General features: G+C 35.9%; 16 protein-coding genes. 9 read left to right on the top strand and 7 right to left on the bottom strand.

The window, feature by feature from the left end; genetic code table 11:
* Positions 1 to 124 precede the first annotated feature (124 nt).
* Both EHQ43_RS10555 and EHQ43_RS10550 read left to right on the top strand, forming a co-directional pair.
* Entirely contained in the window at positions 125 to 1,123 is a 999-nt protein-coding gene (locus EHQ43_RS10555) for an LLM class flavin-dependent oxidoreductase (protein WP_135742862.1), read from the top strand.
* Between the two features lie 99 nt (positions 1,124 to 1,222).
* Positions 1,223 to 2,251 carry a CE1 family esterase gene (locus EHQ43_RS10550; RefSeq protein ID WP_135771279.1) on the top strand — a complete coding sequence of 343 codons (1,029 nt, stop codon included), beginning with the start codon at positions 1,223 to 1,225 and terminating at the stop codon, positions 2,249 to 2,251.
* Positions 2,252 to 2,261: 10 nt separating this feature from the next.
* On the opposite strand, the gene EHQ43_RS10545 is transcribed toward EHQ43_RS10550, so the two are convergent.
* Positions 2,262 to 2,909, bottom strand: a complete 648-nt coding sequence (locus EHQ43_RS10545; protein WP_244242761.1) for a hypothetical protein — start codon at positions 2,907 to 2,909, stop codon at positions 2,262 to 2,264.
* Between the two features lie 366 nt (positions 2,910 to 3,275).
* Between EHQ43_RS10545 and EHQ43_RS10540 the strand changes: the two genes are divergently transcribed.
* A complete protein-coding gene (locus EHQ43_RS10540) occupies positions 3,276 to 6,503 on the top strand; it encodes a SpoIIE family protein phosphatase (RefSeq protein ID WP_135771185.1) in 3,228 nt (1,075 codons plus the stop codon).
* A 107-nt stretch (positions 6,504 to 6,610) separates the two neighbouring features.
* The gene (locus tag EHQ43_RS10535; RefSeq protein ID WP_135753040.1) at positions 6,611 to 7,291 is read left to right on the top strand and encodes a nucleoside 2-deoxyribosyltransferase; all 681 of its coding nucleotides are present in this window, start codon (positions 6,611 to 6,613) and stop codon (positions 7,289 to 7,291) included.
* A 7-nt stretch (positions 7,292 to 7,298) separates the two neighbouring features.
* On the opposite strand, the gene EHQ43_RS10530 is transcribed toward EHQ43_RS10535, so the two are convergent.
* From EHQ43_RS10530 to EHQ43_RS10520, 3 genes are all read right to left on the bottom strand, one after another.
* On the bottom strand, positions 7,299 to 7,580 hold the full coding sequence (locus EHQ43_RS10530) for a cysteine-rich CWC family protein (protein ID WP_244242760.1): 282 nt from the start codon (positions 7,578 to 7,580) through the stop codon (positions 7,299 to 7,301).
* Positions 7,581 to 7,883: 303 nt separating this feature from the next.
* Positions 7,884 to 8,669 (bottom strand): ethanolamine ammonia-lyase subunit EutC, encoded by a 786-nt coding sequence (eutC, locus tag EHQ43_RS10525; protein WP_135753041.1) that lies wholly within the window; start codon positions 8,667 to 8,669, stop codon positions 7,884 to 7,886.
* 5 nt (positions 8,670 to 8,674) lie between these two features.
* Complete coding sequence (locus EHQ43_RS10520) at positions 8,675 to 10,060, bottom strand: ethanolamine ammonia-lyase subunit EutB (RefSeq protein WP_135771184.1); 1,386 nt, start codon at positions 10,058 to 10,060, stop codon at positions 8,675 to 8,677.
* Between the two features lie 98 nt (positions 10,061 to 10,158).
* Between EHQ43_RS10520 and EHQ43_RS10515 the strand changes: the two genes are divergently transcribed.
* The 4 genes from EHQ43_RS10515 to EHQ43_RS10500 all read left to right on the top strand — a co-directional run bounded on the left by EHQ43_RS10515 (position 10,159) and on the right by EHQ43_RS10500 (position 17,141).
* A complete protein-coding gene (locus tag EHQ43_RS10515; RefSeq protein WP_135771183.1) occupies positions 10,159 to 11,652 on the top strand; it encodes a cryptochrome/photolyase family protein in 1,494 nt (497 codons plus the stop codon).
* 178 nt (positions 11,653 to 11,830) lie between these two features.
* The gene (gene katG, locus EHQ43_RS10510; protein WP_135771182.1) at positions 11,831 to 14,056 is read left to right on the top strand and encodes a catalase/peroxidase HPI; all 2,226 of its coding nucleotides are present in this window, start codon (positions 11,831 to 11,833) and stop codon (positions 14,054 to 14,056) included.
* A gap of 3 nt (positions 14,057 to 14,059) precedes the next feature.
* Complete coding sequence (locus EHQ43_RS10505; protein ID WP_135742849.1) at positions 14,060 to 14,434, top strand: high-potential iron-sulfur protein; 375 nt, start codon at positions 14,060 to 14,062, stop codon at positions 14,432 to 14,434.
* Positions 14,435 to 14,489: 55 nt separating this feature from the next.
* Complete coding sequence (locus tag EHQ43_RS10500) at positions 14,490 to 17,141, top strand: phosphoenolpyruvate carboxylase (RefSeq protein WP_167481784.1); 2,652 nt, start codon at positions 14,490 to 14,492, stop codon at positions 17,139 to 17,141.
* A 39-nt stretch (positions 17,142 to 17,180) separates the two neighbouring features.
* Here EHQ43_RS10500 and EHQ43_RS10495 read toward each other — a convergent pair whose 3' ends face one another.
* Positions 17,181 to 17,486 carry an LIC10421/LIC12816 family protein gene (locus tag EHQ43_RS10495; protein WP_012389447.1) on the bottom strand — a complete coding sequence of 102 codons (306 nt, stop codon included), beginning with the start codon at positions 17,484 to 17,486 and terminating at the stop codon, positions 17,181 to 17,183.
* Positions 17,487 to 17,683: 197 nt separating this feature from the next.
* Positions 17,684 to 18,184: a hypothetical protein gene (locus tag EHQ43_RS10490; RefSeq protein WP_135771180.1), complete on the bottom strand. Its 501-nt coding sequence runs from the start codon at positions 18,182 to 18,184 to the stop codon at positions 17,684 to 17,686.
* Between the two features lie 139 nt (positions 18,185 to 18,323).
* Between EHQ43_RS10490 and EHQ43_RS10485 the strand changes: the two genes are divergently transcribed.
* The gene (locus EHQ43_RS10485) at positions 18,324 to 18,626 is read left to right on the top strand and encodes a hypothetical protein (protein WP_135742843.1); all 303 of its coding nucleotides are present in this window, start codon (positions 18,324 to 18,326) and stop codon (positions 18,624 to 18,626) included.
* On the opposite strand, the gene EHQ43_RS10480 is transcribed toward EHQ43_RS10485, so the two are convergent.
* The gene (locus EHQ43_RS10480) at positions 18,608 to 20,068 is read right to left on the bottom strand and encodes a RecQ family ATP-dependent DNA helicase (protein ID WP_135771179.1); all 1,461 of its coding nucleotides are present in this window, start codon (positions 20,066 to 20,068) and stop codon (positions 18,608 to 18,610) included. The two genes, EHQ43_RS10485 and EHQ43_RS10480, sit on opposite strands and share 19 nt — an antisense overlap.
* Positions 20,069 to 20,161 lie beyond the last annotated feature (93 nt).

The following is a 20,161-nucleotide window of genomic DNA, read 5'->3' as shown; positions in this document are numbered from 1 at the left end:
ATTATTTTTTTGAAAACTTAATATTTGCCACATAACAGGCGCATTTGATTTTGAAGTTGCATTTAAATTTTAAAGATTTCTCCATTTACAGAAATAATCATGAACTGGAAATGTGTAATAGTACATGGAATTTTCAATCTTAGATTTAGTGTTTATCAACCAAGGGGAAACTCCGAGAGATGCCATTCAAAACAGTGTACAAATTGCAAAGGTTGCTGAATCACTAGGTTACCATAGGATTTGGATCGCAGAACATCATAACTTTCCATCCATTGCAAGTGCTGCCACATCCGTTGTGATTGGGCATATTGCAGGGCATACAAAAACAATTCGAGTGGGTGCTGGTGGCATCATGTTACCCAACCACTCACCTCTTGTCATTGCAGAACAATTTGGAACATTAGAAAGTTTATACCCAAATCGAATTGATTTAGGTTTAGGAAGAGCACCTGGCACTGATCAACTCACCTTACGAGCTTTACGTAAAGATCCCATGGCTTCCCAACATTTTCCGGAAGATGTCAAAGAATTATTAGAATATTTATCTTCCGACAAAGAAGAAGGAAAAGTAAATGCAATCCCAGGATATGACACAAATGTTCCTGTATGGATTTTAGGTTCAAGTTTGTTTGGTGCACAACTTGCTGCATTACTTGGACTACCATTTGCTTTCGCTTCTCATTTTGCACCCACCTACCTGAAAGATGCAGTATCCATTTATAAAAAACAATTTAGACAATCTCAATATTTGGACAAACCATATGTGATGATGGCGATGAATGTCATTGCCGCCGATACGGATGCAGAAGCAGATTATTTATTTTCAAGCGTACAACAATCCTTTCTAGGTATTTTAAGAAACAAACGGGCACCCTTCCCACCACCCGTTTCCAACATGGATTCACTTTGGTCTGAGACTGAAAAACAAATGGCTAATCAAATGTTATCAATTTCCGCAGTTGGTAGTGAAAACACAATCAAGGAAAAAATAAATACTACCATCAATGAAATGAAAGTAAATGAAGTGATGGTAGTATCCTCAATTTTTGATACCCAAAAAAGAATTCGTTCATTAGAGATTCTTGCAAACATTAAAGACCAAATTTTGGTAACAACTTCATAATTTTTTTAAACTTTTCATTTCATTTTTTTGTATTTGGTGTATGATTTGAATTTAGATTTTGCTGTTGGAATCTAAACATTGGATCATGACATGAAAAAAATGAAAATGCAGTTTTTACTTTTGAAAAGAATACTTTTATGTCTTTGTCTCATATCACTTAGTGTTTGTGAACGTGGTTTCATACGATCATCCTTAAAAGAACGATTTCAAAAAAAAATGAAAGATTTACCCGCTCCAACTGCATCAAGTGACTTAAGCCAATCGATAACAAATCCAGGTGATTATGTATTTTCGATCCTTCATCAAGATCTCACCCGTTACTACAAAATCCATGTACCAAAAAGTTATGACGGGAGTGTGAGTGTTCCACTATTATTTGTTTTTCATGGTGGTGGTGGTAATATGGATATACAATCTAATGAAGAGTATTATCACCAAATATCCAAATCAGAAGAAATTGGACATATAGTCGTTTTTCCCAATGGATTCAGCGAATATCGATCTGGTAAAATTGCAACTTGGAATGCAGGAAACTGTTGTGGTGAATCAAAAAAACAAAACATTGATGATATAGGATTTGTGAAATCAATTCTAAATCACCTAACAAACAAGGCAAATATAGACAAAAAGAGAATCTACTCAACTGGAATGTCAAATGGTGCAATGATGTCATACCAACTTGCCTGTTATATGACAGATACTTTTGCGGCAATCACGGCAGTTGCAGGAACTGATAACACTATCGATTGCCGGCCTTCAAAACCAATTTCGATTTTTCATATCCATGCAAAAAATGATGATCGAGTTTTATTTTACGGAGGTGCCGGTTCCAGCTTTACTGATCGAACACTCATTACCGACTTTGTATCAGTCCCAAAAACAATTTCCAAATGGGTTCAATTGAATGAGTGTAACTCTAGTCCAAAAATTATTTTAAAGAACCAAGAAGTCCAATGTGATGAATACTCTGGATGTAAGGACGGAGTCAAAGTGAAATTATGTGTTACAGAAGACGGAGGACATTCTTGGCCAGGTGGAGAAAAGCCCTCCATATTTTTAGGTGGAGGACCAACTTCAAAAGCAATCATTGCCAATGATGTTATGTGGGATTTTTTCAAATCCCAATAACTTAGATTGATTACTTTTCTGTTAAGTAACTCCAAGGAGTTTCTGCAAAAGATTTTTTTGCATCTTCTTTGAATTCTTTGATCGTTTCTTCATCCTTTTTATGAGAAACGAGTGTGCCAAGTAAATCAACAGCAATTAATTTGCCAAACATTCCAGTATTACTAAGCATATTTGGTCGCAGGATGTTAGCGTAATGTTTTTGAATATCATCGGCAGTTTCATAATCTTTGTTAGTATCAATTAAAAAACTTCCCATATAACCAATTTGGCCTACGCCTAATTTTGTTTTTGATTTTTCAGCAACTTCAGCACTTGTGATCACAGTATAAACAGTTTTTCCACCACCGGAAGAAGTAGTAACGGTTACGTTCCCAGAAGTTGTAGAAGAAGTTTGTTGTGGTGGTTGTTCTACTTCGTATTCCATTGCAACAACCGCATACTCACCTGGCTCAACATTTAGATAATAAACAACTCCGCGGTCAGACCAATTGGAGGCAATCGTTGGAGTTTTGACGATAAGAGATTGGCTAGGATTTACTTTTTTATCAATACGAACAACATACACTCTGGAGGCAATTTGACTTCCCAAAAATTGTTTGACTCGCATCTCTACTGCTAAAACAGAGCTGTCTTTTGCTGCTGGATTTTGGGAAGGCATTGATTTACAACCAATTGCAAGACAGATCAAAATTATGGACGGAATTATTTTATTAATTTTCATTAAACAACCTTTTAACTTAACGTATATTGAACCAAACAAAACATTTTCAAAAAAATTGTAAATGCAAAATCTAGTATCCGTTATACGAAAACAATTTATACATACTCAGACAAAGATCGCTAATATTTGTTATATTTTTAAGCATTTTGACAACCTAAAATTCTCTAAGCAATGTTTGATGTTCGTTTTTAAAAAGTATGAATCCCCCCTTGTTTTCCTTGAAATCAGACCCTTTTGTTCTTGGATAAAATCAACCATACAGACCAATGATGTAAAATCTTAGTTTTTCTCATTGGTTTTGTAATGAAATTTCGGTATTTATTTGCGATTTATGTTGTATTTCTAAATTTACAACCAATCATTGCGAGCCCAGACCAATTATCCTTTCCATTAAACAATCCTTCTGAGCTTGTCAAATTATCAGGTCCTTGGAAATTTTCTTCGAAAGACGACCTTTTACAGGCAAACAAAGAATTTCCAGACTCCGACTGGCGCGAACTTTCAGTCCCTGCACAGTGGAATAACTCGGGATTGTCAGGTTTTCAAATTGGGTGGTACAGACATAAGTTCCAAGTTTCCAATGATTTTAAAAATAAAAATATAAGTATCCTCACACCCATCATTGCTGATGCGAACGAAATTTATATCAATGGAGCTCTTGTCGGCAGAACTGGTTTAATTTCCGAAAAAGGCGAACTCATCAAAAAAAGTAGCCGTATCAATGTGTATTCTGTCCCCAAAGAACTTATCAACTTTGATGGAGAAAATACAATTGTCGTCCGAGTGGCCGACGATGTTGGCTGGGGTGGATTTGTTAATTCAGAATTTTATTTGGGAGAAACAAACCTTATCCAAGAAAAATTCTACAAATACATCATGTGGAATTCCGCAATCTGTTTTGCGTTTCTTTATTCCGCCGTGTATTGTTTGATCCTTTGGTTAAGAAGTCGTAGAGAACGTGCCTATTTAATGTATTTCTTTTTTGCAATCCTTGCTGGATTTGCAACCTTTGGGAACCTATCACTTCCATATTTTGTTTGGGATAATTTCTGGTTCAATCACTATATATTCCATCCAGCTTTAAACTTGATGGGTATCTTTGGGGTACTTTTCTTTTTTGATTTCGCAGGAGAAAAACCATCTAAGTGGATTAAAGTTATACTGTGGATTCATTTTAGTATAGCAATCGTATCCTTCTTTACATTCCATCCAATGGTGATGAAGTTATATGCTAAGTATACTTTGAATATTAATGATATTCTTTCCTTATTAGAACTTTTTTTCATATTCGGCTTTAATATTAAATCTGTTCGCAATAGAGAACCAGGCGCAATGATTATCTTAATCGGACAAATTGGCTTAGGTATCACCGTTTTTTTCTCTGTCTTAAGTTACCTACAAATTCATGTTTCCATTTTAGATCGTTCTCTCTCTGAAGGATTTTTATTTTACACTTTAAGTTTGTCTTTTGCATTATCCATACGTTTTGCAAAACTCTATGAAATAACAAACCAACTAAAAAGTGAATTAGAAAAGAAAAACGAAGAGTTAGTTTCATTGGATAAGATGAAAGATGAATTTTTATCGAATACATCCCATGAACTCCGAACACCTTTAAATGGAATTATTGGTATTTCAGAATCATTACTTGAAGGAACAATGGGAGTTCTGAATCAAGCAGTCGCAAAAAATTTAGGTTTAATTACATCTTCAGCTAAAAGACTTTCGAATTTGGTTAATGACTTACTTGATTTTTCGATGATGAAAAATCGAAGATTCACACTTTTCCCAATCACACTTGCCATCCAACCTTCGGTTGAAACAGTTTTCAGTCTATTAGATCGAAACGCAAAAGAAAAAGGTCTGACATTAATAAGCGAAATTCCAGACAATACCGCCTTAGTATTTGGTGATGAAAGTAGAATCCAACAAATATTATTTAATTTAATCGGAAACGCAATCAAATTCACTGAAATTGGAGTTATTCGAGTCACTGTACGACCAATAAACAATGGTTTTATGGATTATTTAGAAATCTCCATTTCAGATACCGGCATTGGAATTTCTGAAAAAGACCAATCCAAAATATTTTCGCCCTTTGAACAAGCAGATGCTAGTATTTCGCGAAATTTTGGAGGTGTTGGACTTGGACTTTCTATCACTAAAAATTTAGTAGAACTTCATACTGGAACATTATCCGTTGAATCTGAATTAGGAAAAGGATCCATTTTTAAGTTCACTTTACCAATTGCTAATGGACAAAGAGAATTCCAACAAATTCAAAACCCAAATCCAGAAGGAAAACATATTTGGATGTCAACTGAAGACCTTAGAGGTAACTTTATTGTTGAACAAGCTTATATTGAAAGAGTTGATTCTAGTATCAATCTTTCGAAAGATTTGAATCGAAACCTCACAATTCTTGCAGTTGATGATGATCCAATCAATTTAGAAGTTCTAAAAATTCAACTCAGTGGATCCGGATTCAATGTCGTTCCAGTGTTAGATGGACCGACGGCAATTGCTGTAGCACATGAGATAAAACCAGACTTAGTTTTATTAGATATCATGATGCCAAAAATGAGTGGCTATCAAGTTTGTAAAATATTAAGAGAATCCTATTCCATTTATGAAATGCCAATATTAATGTTAACGGCGAAAAATAGAATTGAGGATGTACTAACGGGACTGGAAACAGGGGCAAATGATTATTTAGGAAAACCTTTTGATAAAAGGGAACTTCTTGCTAGAGTGAACACACTCATCCTTTTGAAATCTGCAGTTGAAGAAAAAGAAGATTATCTAAGCATAAAAGCTGAACTTAAACTTGCAAAAAAAATCCAAGATTCATCCCTTCCTTTAAATCCACCAACAGGGGGAAAAGCTACAATTGTTTCAAGATACAACCCGATGACAGCCATTGGTGGAGATTATTATGACTTTCATACACCTGACGAATATAGTTTAGGTGTTGTGATTGCAGATGTATCGGGACACGGAATCCCCGCAGCGATAGTTGCTGCAATGTTCAAGATGGCATTTAATTTACAAAAACATGTTTCTAAAAAACCTAACGAAGTATTAAAAAGAATTAACAAATTACTTTTAGATTCAATTCACAAACAATTTGTAACTGCATGTTATTTATTTTTTGATTTAGAATACCAAAGAATTTTATATGCAAGTGCTGGACACCCTCCTGTTGCCTTTTATAGAAGGAAAACAAACAAAGTGGAGCTTGTAAGACCAAAAGGAAGGATCCTTGGTTGTTTTCCGGAAATCCCAGACGAAATTCTGGATTTGCCGTTTGCTGAAGGTGACAGGGTCATTTTATACACAGATGGAATTTCTGAAGCAAGGAATCTTGATGGAGAAATGTTTGGAGATGAACGGCTAAGCAATTATATCATTGAAAATGGTAGAAATCTTTCAACGGATCTCTTTGCTGACGGTCTTTTAGAACAAGTCAAAACATTTTGTGGAAAATCAGTCCCTGATGATGACATAACACTTGTAGTTGTTGACCTATAATCCACCAAACATCTAACTTTTTTGAAATTCAAACAAAATTTGAGATGAACAAATTTTGGTCTGATTCAAATTCTCGTCAATATCATCCATGTGAATAAGAGGAAATGATGAGCGAAATTATTTATTGTTCAGGACCAATGTTTAGCCCAGAAGAACTAAGCACAATGGCAAGTATTGCAACAACACTAGAAAATGCTGGGTATAAAACTTACCTTCCACAGAGGGATGGGATTGAAGTAGCCAAAGTAATGGCCCTTGTAAATACCCCAATCATCTCTGGTGAAATATTTAGAGATATTATGATTTTTGTACAAAAAGCGGTTTTTGCAATGGATGTTTACCAAGTTGTTGAACGATGTAATGCCACTGTTTTTAATATGAATGGTCGACCAGCTGACGATGGTTCTATTTCCGAAACCGGTATTTCATTTGCAGTTGGAAAACCTATTGTTATTTATAAAAATGATCCAAGAACTGAATTTAATGGATTAGACAATCCTCTCCTAACGGGTCTTAGTTATAACTGGAAATATGTCACTGATATTTCAAAAATCCCAACAAATTTGGCGGTTATGATTGAAAAGGTCAATTCAGCTGGAGCAAATCTTTATCTGAATAATCCACCACCAATGGTTAAAAAAACTTTAGAAGTTGGAAAAGAAGTTTGGGAAATTTTACAAATCATTCGTTTTTTTGAACACAAAGAAAAAGATTTAGTGACAATTTTAAAAGTCCTTATGGAAAAACTTAAATCTTCTGCTAATTTTATGAAATTTATGGAAGAATAATAAAGTTCTAAAAGTTCCAATTAATCAGCTTGTAAGAGTTGTTAATTCTATACTCGAATGCCAATGCTTCCATACATTGGAAACACAAACAGTCATTAAATTGACTTGCCAAATATTCAGACTCAGCTTTTGTCAATTGTACTTTTGTACATTGACAGAGTTGGATAGAACCAACCTTACATTCGAATATTCGTAAGCAGTTGGGACAAATTTTTTCTTCATGTTTTCTATTGGAAGTTTCGATTTCTTTAGGATTTTGTGCATTATGCGAATTTAATATATCTTTCACTGTGTGACTCCTTATATACTTGAATCACATTATTATTGAAAAAGGTGATCCGGCTAAATTGTCCGGGACCCTTTCTATGAAAGAACGAATGATCGTGTACGGGCGAATCATTTGTGGGAAGATCCGACTTTTTCAATCCTATGGATTAGGAATGAAATTTACGGTTGCACCGTCAGTTGAGGAATTGCACCTCATTCCTCCCGGAATGATTTCAGAAAACTAGATGCCCATCCTTTGTCAATTCAGTGTTTACAATTTGTGTATGTTTTCAAATGAAAACTTAGCTGGTATCATCTTCAATTTTTAATTATCTGCGTTTCCAAGGATTAATTTTTCCTGAGATAAGTAATTATTTTCGCTAGGCATTTGGTCTTTTAAGAGTACACCAGATTTTTTCTGAGCCAAACATTCGTTAATTAAATACATTGTTTTTTTCACTGCCAGTGGTAATGGAAGTCCAAGAGGCCTCACATTTGAGATACAATTTCTGCTTTCATCGGTATTCCCTAATTTAGGTTCGTAGGTCAAATAGATGCCCAAACTATCGGCGGCACTGAGCCCTGGTCTTTCACCAATGATTACAAGACAAATTTTTGCATGTAATATTTCGGCAATTTCATCTCCGAGAGCAACTCTCCCCCATTTTGCAAATACTAATGGAGCTAAAGACAATTTTGTTTTTTGAATCTCTGCAAACAAAAGTTCTAAAAAGGGAACTAAGTTTTCGTCTATTGCTTTGGCTGACAAACCATCAATACATACGATGCTCAAATCATATCGATCAGAAAATGGTTCCAAGTTTAATTTTGAATCTTCGAAAAGTCTTCGCCCCAAATCAGGCCTTAATAAATATTCTTGTTTGGAGGAAACTTTACTTTTTAGAAATAGATTTTGAATTCCGTATTTTTGCGTAAGTTCATTCGTTTGTTCTTGGATCAACTCCCAATTCGGCTCAAGAAGAACCGCATCTTTTGCCTTGGCATGGTCTAATCGAAACTTTAACATTTCTTTGGTGGAAATGGAACCACCTGACCGGTTCAAACCAATCCTTGCCTGAGTGAATTGTTTCCATTGCTCCAAACTTGACATATTAGTTAAAACCTCATTCCATTTTCAAATAAGGATACCATTTGATTTTCAATTGGTAAAAAATTTTGGTCCTTTGAAAAAATTCCATTGTCAACTAACCATTTTTCAAATTCCGGTGTTGGTTTGAGTCCTAAAACTTGTCTTAAATATAATGCATCATGAAAAGATGTACTTTGGTAAGATAACATCACATCATCAGCACCTGGAATTCCCATAATAAAATTACATCCCGCAACCCCAAGTAAAGTGAGTAATGTATCCATATCATCCTGGTCCGCATCCGCATGATTCGTATAACAAATATCAACTCCCATAGGTAAGCCCATCAGTTTACCACAAAAATGATCCTCCAAACCAGCACGAATGATTTGTTTACCATTGTATAAATATTCGGGACCAATGAATCCAACGACAGTATTCACAAGTAATGGCGAAAATTTTCTAGCAACAGCATATGCTCGTACTTCTAATGTTTGTTGGTCAACTCCATGATGAGCACCTGCGGACAAAGCACTTCCTTGGCCTGTTTCAAAATACATTACATTATTTCCAACTGTTCCCCTTTTTAAAGAAAGTGCCATCTCTCTTGCTTCTTCTAACATAGAAAGGTTGATACCAAAACTTTTATTTAATTCTTCCGTCCCACCAATGGATTGAAAAACCAAATCTAGCGGAGCACCTTTTTGTATTACTTGCATCGATGTTGTAACATGAGTTAATATACACGATTGTGTAGGTATGGAATATTTTTGGATGATTGTATCCAACATTTCAAGTAAGGTTATACAAGTTGGGATATGGTCTGTGGCAGGGTTGATGCCAATGACAGCATCTCCGCTACCCAATAATAATCCATCTAGGATACTTGCAGCAATCCCTTTTAATTCATCAGTGGGATGGTTTGGTTGCAATCGAACAGACAATCGCCCTGGTAATCCTATCGTATTTCTAAACTTTGTGATAATATTTATTTTTTGACTAACAAGAATCAAATCCTGGTTGGACATGAGTTTGGAAACTGCAGCAACCATTTCCGGCGTAAGTGCCATTCGAATCGATTCCAAAACCTTTTCATCTGTTGTTTCCGAAAGTAAAAAGTCTCGAAACCCACCTACAGTTAAATGAGAAATCTTTTTGAATGAAACCGAGTCATGTGATTCCTGAATGAGGCGAGTCACTTCATCAATATTTGATGGAATGAGTTCAAAATTTAAAAAATCTGATAAATAAATATCAGCTAACACCATCTGTGCGGCTATCCGTTCTTCTTGGTTTATCGCGGCAACACCAGACAACACATCTCCCGATCGTAGTGGACTAGCCTTTGCCAACACTTCCTTAATGTCTTGGAATCGGTATGTTTTTTTCCCTATCAATATTTGAAGATTCACAATCTTACTATACTCGATTTTTCCAAATAGAACAGAACTTTTCCATAGAAATCAGATCCAATTCAAATCACTTTACTTGTCTAAAAACTAAGCACCAAATGAAAAAAGCCCTTCTCATCCTCGGAAACCAACTGTTTGATCTAAGCTCTATTATCCCCAAGGAAAAACGATCAGACTATATAGTTTTCATCAGAGAAGACAAAGAGTTATGTACTTACTATCGCTTTCACAAACAAAAAATTTTGTTTTTCTTTCTGGCAATGCGTGCTTATACAAAAGAATTAACATCCCTTGGATTTTTGGTGCATTACGAAGCCTTTGATCCCAATTCAGAATCCTATGAAATACAATTATCAAATTTTATCAGAAACAAAAAAATCGAAGAGTTTCATACTTTTGAAATAGAAGATCGATTTTTCGAAACAAAAATCAAACGATTATTCAAACAAACAGGAACCATTTGGATTGAGCATAAATCCCCAATGTTTTTGACTTCACGCAAAGATTTTTCTGATTATTTGCTTAAACATAAAAAACCATTTATGAAAACTTTTTATGAATTCCAAAGAAGAACTTTTAATATCCTTTTGGACAAAAACAAAGAACCAATAGGTGGGAAATGGAGTTATGATACAAATAATCGCAAAAAATTGCCGAAAGGGTATTCTGTAAAGGATTTACCCAAAGTGAATTTTACTGCTTTTGAAAAAGAAGTATTCTCAATTGTTGAGAAACATTTTCCAAATCATCCGGGTAACACTGAAAATTTCTGGTTGCCGACAGATCGAAATAGCGCCAAACAGTGGCTAAATCAATTTTTAGAAGAACGATTGGATCTTTTTGGACCTTATGAAGATGCTTTTTCACAAGAATATCCTTTTCTGCAACATTCTGTTTTAACTCCATTTTTAAATGTTGGTTTGCTAACACCAAAGGAAGTCATCGAATCTACTTTGGAGTATTCGAACAAATATAGAATCCCAATAGAATCACTTGAAGGATTTATCCGCCAAATTTTAGGTTGGCGTGAATTTATTAGAGGGATATATCAAAATTTTGGAGAGCTCCAAGAATCAAAAAACTATTTTTCACACAAGAGAAAACTCACCAAACATTGGTATGATGGAACAACAGGCATTCCTCCACTTGATTTTGTCATATTAAAATGTAATCATTATGGATATGCCCATCACATTGAACGTCTGATGGTTGTTGGATCGCTAATGGTTTTATTTGAGGTTGATCCAAAAGAGGCCTATCAGTGGTTTATGGAAATGTTCATTGATTCTTCGGATTGGGTCATGGGTCCCAATGTATATGGTATGGCACTTTTTAGCGATGGAGGCATTTTTGCCACCAAACCATATATCTGCGGATCAAACTATTATCAAAAGATGGGTTCCTTTCCCAAAGGGGAATGGGAACAGGCAGTTGATGGACTCTATTGGTCTTTTGTTGCAACCCATGAGGCTTTTTTCTCAAAAAACCCAAGGACTTCTGTCCTCGTTGGAAATTTACACCGACTGCAAAAAGAAAGGAAAGAAACCCTTTTCCAAACTGCCACGTTATGGAAGGAAAAATTGACCCTTTGACCTGAATCCTTCTCCGATGAATGGAGAATCTGATTCAGAAAAAAAATCCATTCCAGTTGACAAAACAATAAAAAAGGTTCAGTTCCGGTATAAATTTAGATTAAATCTAAAATTTTTTGCTTGCCCTCCCAATTAGATTAAATCTAAATCTATACTAAATCTAGAAAAGAAGGTCAGTATGAGAAATTTCAGACGTTTCACAATCGCTCTCCTTGTGTTGGTCCTCGGCCCGATTGGTGCCGCTGACACAAAAGAGACACCGGGGTTAGACCGCAAAAATGTACCGAACCAGTTTTGGTGGCCAGAACGCTTGGATTTGGCGCCACTCCGCCAACATGGATCTGAATCCAATCCACTGGGAAGGCAATTCAACTATGCAAAGGAATTTAAGGAATTGGACTTACAAGCCCTTAAAGAAGAAATTAAGGTTTTGATGAAAACATCACAAGATTGGTGGCCTTCTGATTACGGTCATTATGGTCCTTTTTTCATTCGGATGGCTTGGCATAGTGCGGGAACCTATCGTATATCGGATGGACGTGGTGGTGCTGGCGGTGGGCAACAACGTTTTGAACCATTGAACAGCTGGCCTGATAACGCCAACCTCGATAAAGCAAGACGACTTTTATGGCCGATCAAAAAGAAATACGGCAAAAAAATTTCATGGGCCGACCTCATGGTATTAACTGGAAACGTTGCATTGGAATCCATGGGATTTAAAACCTATGGTTTTGCAGGTGGCCGAACAGATGATTGGGAAGCAGACCTCGTGTATTGGGGGCCTGAAAAAAAATTCTTAGAAGATGAACGATACAAAGGCAATCGGGAATTAAAAAACCCACTCGCTGCCGTTCAAATGGGATTAATTTATGTGAACCCAGAAGGCCCGAATGGTAACCCGGACCCACTAGCAGCCGCTAAAGACATAAGAGAAACATTTGGCCGAATGGCAATGAACGATGAAGAAACCGTGGCACTCATCGCAGGTGGTCACACCTTTGGAAAAGCGCACGGAAAAGCAGACCCATCAAAACACGTAGGAAAAGAACCTGCTGCAGCTGGACTCGAAGAACAAGGGTTTGGTTGGAAGAATAATTATAAAAAAGGGAACGCAGAAGATACTATCACAAGTGGTTTGGAAGGGGCTTGGACTGCCAACCCAACAAAATGGACCACCCAATATCTAAACAATCTTTTTGGTTTTGAATGGGTACAAACAAAAAGTCCAGCAGGTGCGATCCAATGGATTCCGAAAGACGGAGCTGGCGCAAATATGGTTCCAGATGCTCATGACAAATCTTTAAGACATGCTCCTATCATGTTCACTACGGATTTGGCTTTAAAATTTGATCCAAGTTATAAAGTGATCGCTAAACGTTTCCAAGAAAATCCAAAAGAGTTTGAACTCGCATTTGCAAAAGCATGGTTCAAATTAACACACAGAGATATGGGACCTCTGACTCGTTATATAGGAAAAGATTTACCAAAAGAACCATTGATTTGGCAAGACCCAGTGCCGGCCGTTAACCATAAGTTAGTTGGTGCGAAAGAAATCGAAAGTTTGAAAGGAAAAATCTTAAAATCTGGTCTGAGTATTCCACAACTAGTAAGAACAGCATGGGCATCAGCATCAAGTTTTAGAAGCACTGACATGCGTGGTGGTGCGAATGGCGCAAGAATCAGGTTGTCTCCCCAAAAAAATTGGGCAGTGAATGACCCAGAGGAATTAACAAAAGTTCTAAAAAAACTAGAACAAATCCAAGATGAGTTTAACAAATCAGGAAGTAAAATTTCACTTGCTGACCTCATCGTTCTAGCTGGTAATGCTGCAATTGAAGAAGCTGCGAAAAAAGCTGGAGTTAAGGTAACTGTTCCATTTACTCCAGGTCGAACAGATGCTACAATCGAACAAACAGATGAGTATTCCTTTTCTGTTTTAGAACCAAAAGCAGATGCTTTTCGTAACTATTATGGCGAAGGGAACTTGATGTCACCTACTGAGATGTTAGTTGACAGAGCCAATATGTTGTCACTTTCAATCCCAGAAATGACAGTGTTGCTTGGAGGAATGCGTTCCTTGGATGCCAATTCAGCAAAATCCAAACACGGGATTCTCACAACAAAACCTGGTGTCTTATCGAACGACTTTTTTGTGAACCTCCTTGATATGTCTACAAAATGGCAGAAATCAGAACAAACAGAAGGTTTATATGAAGGACTAGATCGTAAAACAGGGACTAAACGATGGACTGCAACATCGGTTGATTTGATCTTTGGATCTCACTCTGAACTTCGGGCAGTCGCAGAAGTGTACGCTTCCGATGATGCAAAAGAAAAGTTTGTAAAGGATTTTGTTTCTGCTTGGAACAAAGTGATGATGCTTGATCGGTTTGACGTTAAGTAAAATATGAATCGATTCAGTCGCAAACAATTCTTAAATCAATTGATTGTGCTTGTATCCACTCTCTCCCTATTCGGGGGAGAGAGTGCCATTTCAGGAAAAGAATCAAAACCTGTACCCAAAACAATTCCCATTCCTGAAGGAGAAACACCTGTTTCAGAAAATGAACCCACTGCACAAGCATTAGGTTTTCATCAGGATGCAATTAAGACGGATTACAATTTGTATCCAGATCGAAAATTACCCGAAGCAAAAAACCAATTTTGTGCTACATGCTCTCAATTTACCAAAATCAATGAGGGATGGGGGAAATGTAATATCCTATCAAAGGGCCTTGTTTCGAATCACGGTTGGTGTTCCGCTTGGTCAAAAAGATATTGATTTGAAATCTATCTATTTTTTGATTCACTCGAAGGTTAGGAGACCCAAACATTCCGTGGATCAAAAAATTCAGATCGACTATATATATTTACTAGATTGTTTAAAAGAAGTATTGGAAGAAATAGGACAAAAAGATTTAATCCCCTTTTTACCTTTCGATCTAAGTATTTCACCTAACAAAAAACAAAAAGAACAAACAAAAAAAATAAGCGAGCTCATTAGCCTTTGTTTCCAACTTCTCAATATGGTGGAAGAAAATGCCGCTGCACAATTCAGAAGAAAACAGGAAAAAGAAGATGGCTTCACAGCGCTATCTGGACTTTGGGGTCAATCTTTATCCAAAGCAAAAGAATACGGATTCACTCACAAAGAGATACTACCTATTTTAAAAGAAATTATATGTGAACCAGTTCTAACCGCCCATCCAACGGAAGCTAAACGTGCCAGTGTATTAGAAATCCACCGAGACTTATATTTACTCCTTGTTAAAAAAGAGAATAAAATTTGGACAGATCTAGAACAAAATACCATTCGGGAGGAAATCAAAGTCCAACTCGAAAGACTTTGGCGAACAGGAGAAATTTTACTTCATAAACCCGACATCAGAAGTGAAAGAAGAAATATCGAATACTACCTAAGGAATGTATTCCCAAACGTCTTACATGAGTTAGACCAAAGATTTTTCCATGCGTGGGAACAATCAGGTGGACACCTTGATGATGTATCTGATCCCAAATTAATACCAACTATTCGATTTGGAAACTGGATTGGAGGTGATCGTGACGGTCATCCTTTTGTTACAAATGAAATCACAAATGAAACATTAACTTTATTTAGTCAATATGCTAGAGAAATTCACAAAAACAAATGCATTGAACTTACAAAATTTTTATCTCTATCTGATCGCATCCAATCGCCGCCTATAGAATTTTTAGATCGATTAGAATTATGGCATGAAGAGCATAAATCAATTTCGCCAGAAGTTAAAAATCGAAATCCAAATGAACCTTGGAGACAATATTGTAGTTTTCTAATCGAAAAAATCGATAATCAAATATCAATTCAGGAATATTCAGAACATTTATTATTTTTACGAGAATCACTGATTGCGATTGGAGCTAAAAAAATTGCAAAGCATTATGTTTTTCCTATGGAAAGACTTGCTGTTTCGATAGGGTTTCATTTGGCCAAGACAGATATTCGTCAAAACTCCGTGTATCACGCAATTGCCATTGAACAAATTTTGAAAACTTCCGGGAAGGAAGAATGGAACTATCGTGAGTGGACTGAAGAAAAAAAAATACAATGGATTTTAGATGAACTTAAAACACAAAGACCTTTCCTCTTACAAGATTCAGATCCTGGAAAAGAGGCATCAAACATTCTATCAACTTTCAGATCCATCAAACAATTTATCTCCGAATTTGGAACAAGTGGTATTGGTAGTTTTATCGTAAGTATGACCCAAAGTCTTTCAGACTTACTGCTTGTTTATTTATTCTTAAAAGAGACGAATTTATTAGAATATAATGAAGACAAAGGTTTCCTTTCACCTTTCCAAGTGGTTCCACTATTTGAAACGATAGAGGACTTAGAAAGATCTCCAGACATATTAGAAGCATATCTGAAACAAAAAATCGTAAGAAACTCCTTTGTGAACCAATCCATTCAAATTATGTTGGGTTATAGTGATTCCAATAAAGATGGAGGAATATTTGCAAGCCAATGGAATTTATATGCAACGGAGATAAAATTAACTGAAATTGCTAAACGTCACCATTTTAAACTTAAATTCTTTCACGGTCGTGGTGGGAGTATTTCAAGAGGAGGCGGAAAAACACATAAATTTTTAGATGCCCTTCCTCATGGCACATTGGATGGAGAAATTCGAGTTACCGTACAAGGCGAGTCAATTAGTCAACAGTATGCAAATAAAATTACTGCTATTTATAACTTAGAATTGTTTCTTGCAACTACTACAAAAGTTACATTACGGCATCAACGGAATCAAAAAAAGAATCATCCTGCATATCCAATTTTAGAATCCTTGTCCCACCAAACAAAAGATACTTATACAGATTTGTTGAATACAGAAGGTTTTTTAACTTTTTTTTCACAAGCAACACCAATTGATGCAATCGAAAACTCAAAAATTGGATCGCGACCTTCTCGAAGAACAGGTAAACGCACATTCAATGATTTACGTGCAATCCCTTGGGTATTTAGCTGGAGTCAATCGCGGTTTCATTTGCCAAATTGGTACGGTGTTGGCTCTGTTCTTTATGATTTAAGTCAAAATAAGAAAGAAAAGTTCCAAATTTTAAAAGAAGAAATCAACGAATGGCATTTTTTAAATTATTTAATTAAAAATATTGAAACTGGTATTTATTCAGCATCTCCTAAAATATACACTATGTACTCTGAGTTAGTTGAAGATACCGCAATTAAAAATAAGATCCTTACCAAAATAGATGTAGAATACAAAAAAACTATGGATGTTCTTTACAATTTACGAGGAAAAGAAATTGGAGAAGTAAGACCGTCGCTGATTGAAACTCTTAAATTAAGAGAGCCTGGTCTTTGCATTCTACATGAAAAGCAAATCGATTTACTTAGTGAATGGAGAAAAAATCAAAACGAGTTTTTATTAGAAGAATTATTGGTAACTGTGAATGCAATTGCAAGTGGTTTGCGAACAACCGGATAATTTACGTTCCTTCATTTGAGAAGGAACGTATTTAACTTTTTAAAGTTTACCAGCTTCTTCTTCGTATAGTTTTGCATCAGCTTCAAACTTTTCAGCCAATTCGATCATTTCTGCTTTGCGATTATCTTGGTAAATTGCCTTACCACCTTTTTGTGCTTTCGCTAAGCCTCGGTATTTTGTTGCTAAATCTTTATGTTCCTTTGCAACTTTCAATAGATAGGATTTTACCACTTTTTTTTCTTCAGGTGTATTTGCCTTTTGAACCAACACTTTTTCAATGTCTTCCAACGCAAAAATTGATGTAGCAGCGAATGCTAAGATTAGAATCGATAGTTTTTGAATCATTTTTATCTCCCGTTCTTAGACAACTAAGCAGAAAAAAAAACAAAAAAATATAATTCAGGAAGAGCGTTTTCTAATGAGATTCCAATGCTTCGCATAACGTGCCTAATGTTTAGGCAATTTGTTTGTAAAATCAGGTTATCCGAGTGTTATAAAATCATGTTTAAAACTCAGGTCGTTTCCGTTGGAATCTAAGACATTCATTTCCATTGGCAATGGGTTAGGTCAACTGTTTCAAATATCCAAGGTTTGTGTGCATGTTTCGCATTTTTATCTTCAATCAAATCAAAGGAAGTCGCAGTTGATGAGAGACTCTCAAAACTCAAATAGAAAGGAGTGTCTTTCATTTTGGTTCGTTTCGGACAAAGTTCAACACCTTCTGATTTTAAAAATGAATACTGATTTCCCAGGTCATCTCGAAAGACCATCCCTTCTTTTAAAACGCAAACCCGTTTCCAATCTTTAGTGTGAAGTTTTAATTTTGTTTCAGTTTCACTGATACAAATTTCTCTAAGAACAACGACTCCCAAAAACTCTGCATTAAGATCACAACATTGAGGAGTCATACTCCAATTACGTTTGGTAATGACTTCTTTTGCTTCTGTAGGAGTGTCAGTTACTTGAGTCGTTTGCGAAGAACACGATACAACCAGGAAACATTCAAAAACAACTAACCAAATGAATCTATTAATTCTCTGCATCTACCTACCATTCCCAATGAAATTCCTTAAATTTCTGCATAGGAGTCACCAAAATTCTATCTTTTTTTATCATTATTTTTTCCAAACTTTCCAATTTGTCCTAGGTCCGGCCTAAGATGAATACCAGAAGAGGTCAATCATGGAATACGTAGAATCACTTTTAGAAGAATACTTTGATGTTTCGAGAACAGTCGAATTGGAAAAAGAATCAAATGGTAAGAATCGCGAATGGATAGATTGTCTACTTGCCATAGAAGAGGAAATCTGTTGGGAATTCAATGTCCCTCCCACAAATAAATTTAGAGATTTGTTTCGGTTGATACCAAAGGAAATTTCGAAAGAAATTTATGTTTCAACTTCTATCCAAACTCTTTCTCGAGAAAAAGCGAGATACTTTTACCGACCAAATGAATCTTTATTCAATCAATCAAAAGCTGCATAAGAAGGTACATGCTCTTTTAAACAAAGATCACAATTCCCACAGGTAGTAAATGGTGAATCAAAATATTGGTGGATGAACTTCCTCCTACAATCTTCGGTTTTTGTATACTGAAGCATTTGGTAGAGGCGTTTGCCACCTTCTTTTTTTTTGGTCTCCAAGTCCTCTTTGGAAAAAAGTGAATCGTCCCATCGATTTTCAATCTGTAGTGTACCTTGTTCAATATCTCCAGAAACAATTCCTACACGACTCAAATGATTGATTGCTGTTTGTACACGGTGGTCTGATTTATTTCTATAAGTCATATAAGACTGGATCGTTTGATAATCCAAAGCAGAAAGCTCGTTTTCTTTTTGTACAAACAATTGGTATAATTTTTTTAAGTACGATAAATCTGGATTTTGCCAATCAATAAAATCCATTTGAATCGCTAAATCATCTTCTGTATAATAAAGTTTACATTGCGATGGCTCTCCGTCACGCCCTGCTCTACCGATTTCTTGGTAATACGCTTCAATGCTTCCAGGGATTTGCAAATGGTAAACATTTCTAACATTTCGTTTGTCAACACCCATCCCAAAAGCATTAGTTGCTAAAAGTACAACCTCCTCAGACTTTATAAATTTTGCTAGTGTCGCACTTCGATCTTGATTGGAACGTTTCCCATGATAGACCAAATGACGAAATTGTTTCGTATCTAGCCAATTGCTAAATTTTTCTAAATCTTGGATTAAACTAAAATACAATATTGAAACACCAGGTTTCGATCTTAGCTCCTGCAAAACCAAATTGTATTTGGATTCAGTATCAAAACAATCTGTTACCGATAAATGTAAATTCGGCCGAAACAAACCATCATCAAAAATCAGAATATCATTCTGAGAAAGCCCCAATTGATCCAGTATATCTTTCTGTACACGAAGCGAAGCCGTTGCCGTCAAAGCAATCGTAGTTGGAAACTTCAGGATTTCACGAAACCACTTGATTTTGGTATAATCGGGGCGAAAATCATGCCCCCATTGGCTGATACAATGAGCTTCGTCGATGGCAAGGAGTGAAATCTGAATCGATTGAATGGCTTCCAAAAACTCTTTTTTTTGAAATCGTTCTGGAGAAACATACACAATTTTCCAACTACCGGAACTTAATTTTGCATAACGTTCCAATCTTTCCGAACGACTTAAACTAGAATTGATATAAGTAGCATTGATTCCTTTTTTTCTCAAAGAATCCACTTGGTCTTTCATGAGTGCGATGAGTGGTGAAATGACAATACAAGTACCTTCCATCACGAGAGCCGGAAGTTGATAACAAATCGACTTACCCATACCAGTTGGCATTAAAACAAGTGTATGATTACCACATAATACATGTTCGACGATTTTTTTCTGGTTTCCGCGAAATTCGGAAATTCCAAAAGTTTGTAGCAGTAAGTCTAATTTCATTCTCTTTCGTCACTCTTTTCGAGACTTTCTTTTCCAGTGACTCTTTTTCGAACAAATTTAACATTCCTCAAAGAAGTTTTAAACCTTTATCCA

Origin of the sequence: Leptospira bouyouniensis, assembly GCF_004769525.1 — a bacterium.
GTDB classification, from domain to species: domain Bacteria; phylum Spirochaetota; class Leptospiria; order Leptospirales; family Leptospiraceae; genus Leptospira_A; species Leptospira_A bouyouniensis.
This window is presented reverse-complemented; position numbering and strand designations above follow the sequence as displayed.

Coding starts and splice junctions, on each gene's coding strand:
- EHQ43_RS10555 (WP_135742862.1), top strand. CDS start 125: ATGGAATTTTCAATCTTAGATTTAGTGTTTATCAACCAAGGGGAAACT.
- EHQ43_RS10535 (WP_135753040.1), top strand. CDS start 6,611: ATGAGCGAAATTATTTATTGTTCAGGACCAATGTTTAGCCCAGAAGAA.
- EHQ43_RS10540 (WP_135771185.1), top strand. CDS start 3,276: ATGAAATTTCGGTATTTATTTGCGATTTATGTTGTATTTCTAAATTTA.
- EHQ43_RS10495 (WP_012389447.1), bottom strand. CDS start 17,486: ATGATTCAAAAACTATCGATTCTAATCTTAGCATTCGCTGCTACATCA.
- EHQ43_RS10505 (WP_135742849.1), top strand. CDS start 14,060: ATGAATCGATTCAGTCGCAAACAATTCTTAAATCAATTGATTGTGCTT.
- katG (WP_135771182.1), top strand. CDS start 11,831: ATGAGAAATTTCAGACGTTTCACAATCGCTCTCCTTGTGTTGGTCCTC.
- eutC (WP_135753041.1), bottom strand. CDS start 8,669: ATGTCAAGTTTGGAGCAATGGAAACAATTCACTCAGGCAAGGATTGGT.
- EHQ43_RS10515 (WP_135771183.1), top strand. CDS start 10,159: ATGAAAAAAGCCCTTCTCATCCTCGGAAACCAACTGTTTGATCTAAGC.
- EHQ43_RS10480 (WP_135771179.1), bottom strand. CDS start 20,068: ATGAAATTAGACTTACTGCTACAAACTTTTGGAATTTCCGAATTTCGC.
- EHQ43_RS10545 (WP_244242761.1), bottom strand. CDS start 2,909: ATGCCTTCCCAAAATCCAGCAGCAAAAGACAGCTCTGTTTTAGCAGTA.
- EHQ43_RS10550 (WP_135771279.1), top strand. CDS start 1,223: ATGAAAATGCAGTTTTTACTTTTGAAAAGAATACTTTTATGTCTTTGT.
- EHQ43_RS10490 (WP_135771180.1), bottom strand. CDS start 18,184: ATGCAGAGAATTAATAGATTCATTTGGTTAGTTGTTTTTGAATGTTTC.
- EHQ43_RS10485 (WP_135742843.1), top strand. CDS start 18,324: ATGGAATACGTAGAATCACTTTTAGAAGAATACTTTGATGTTTCGAGA.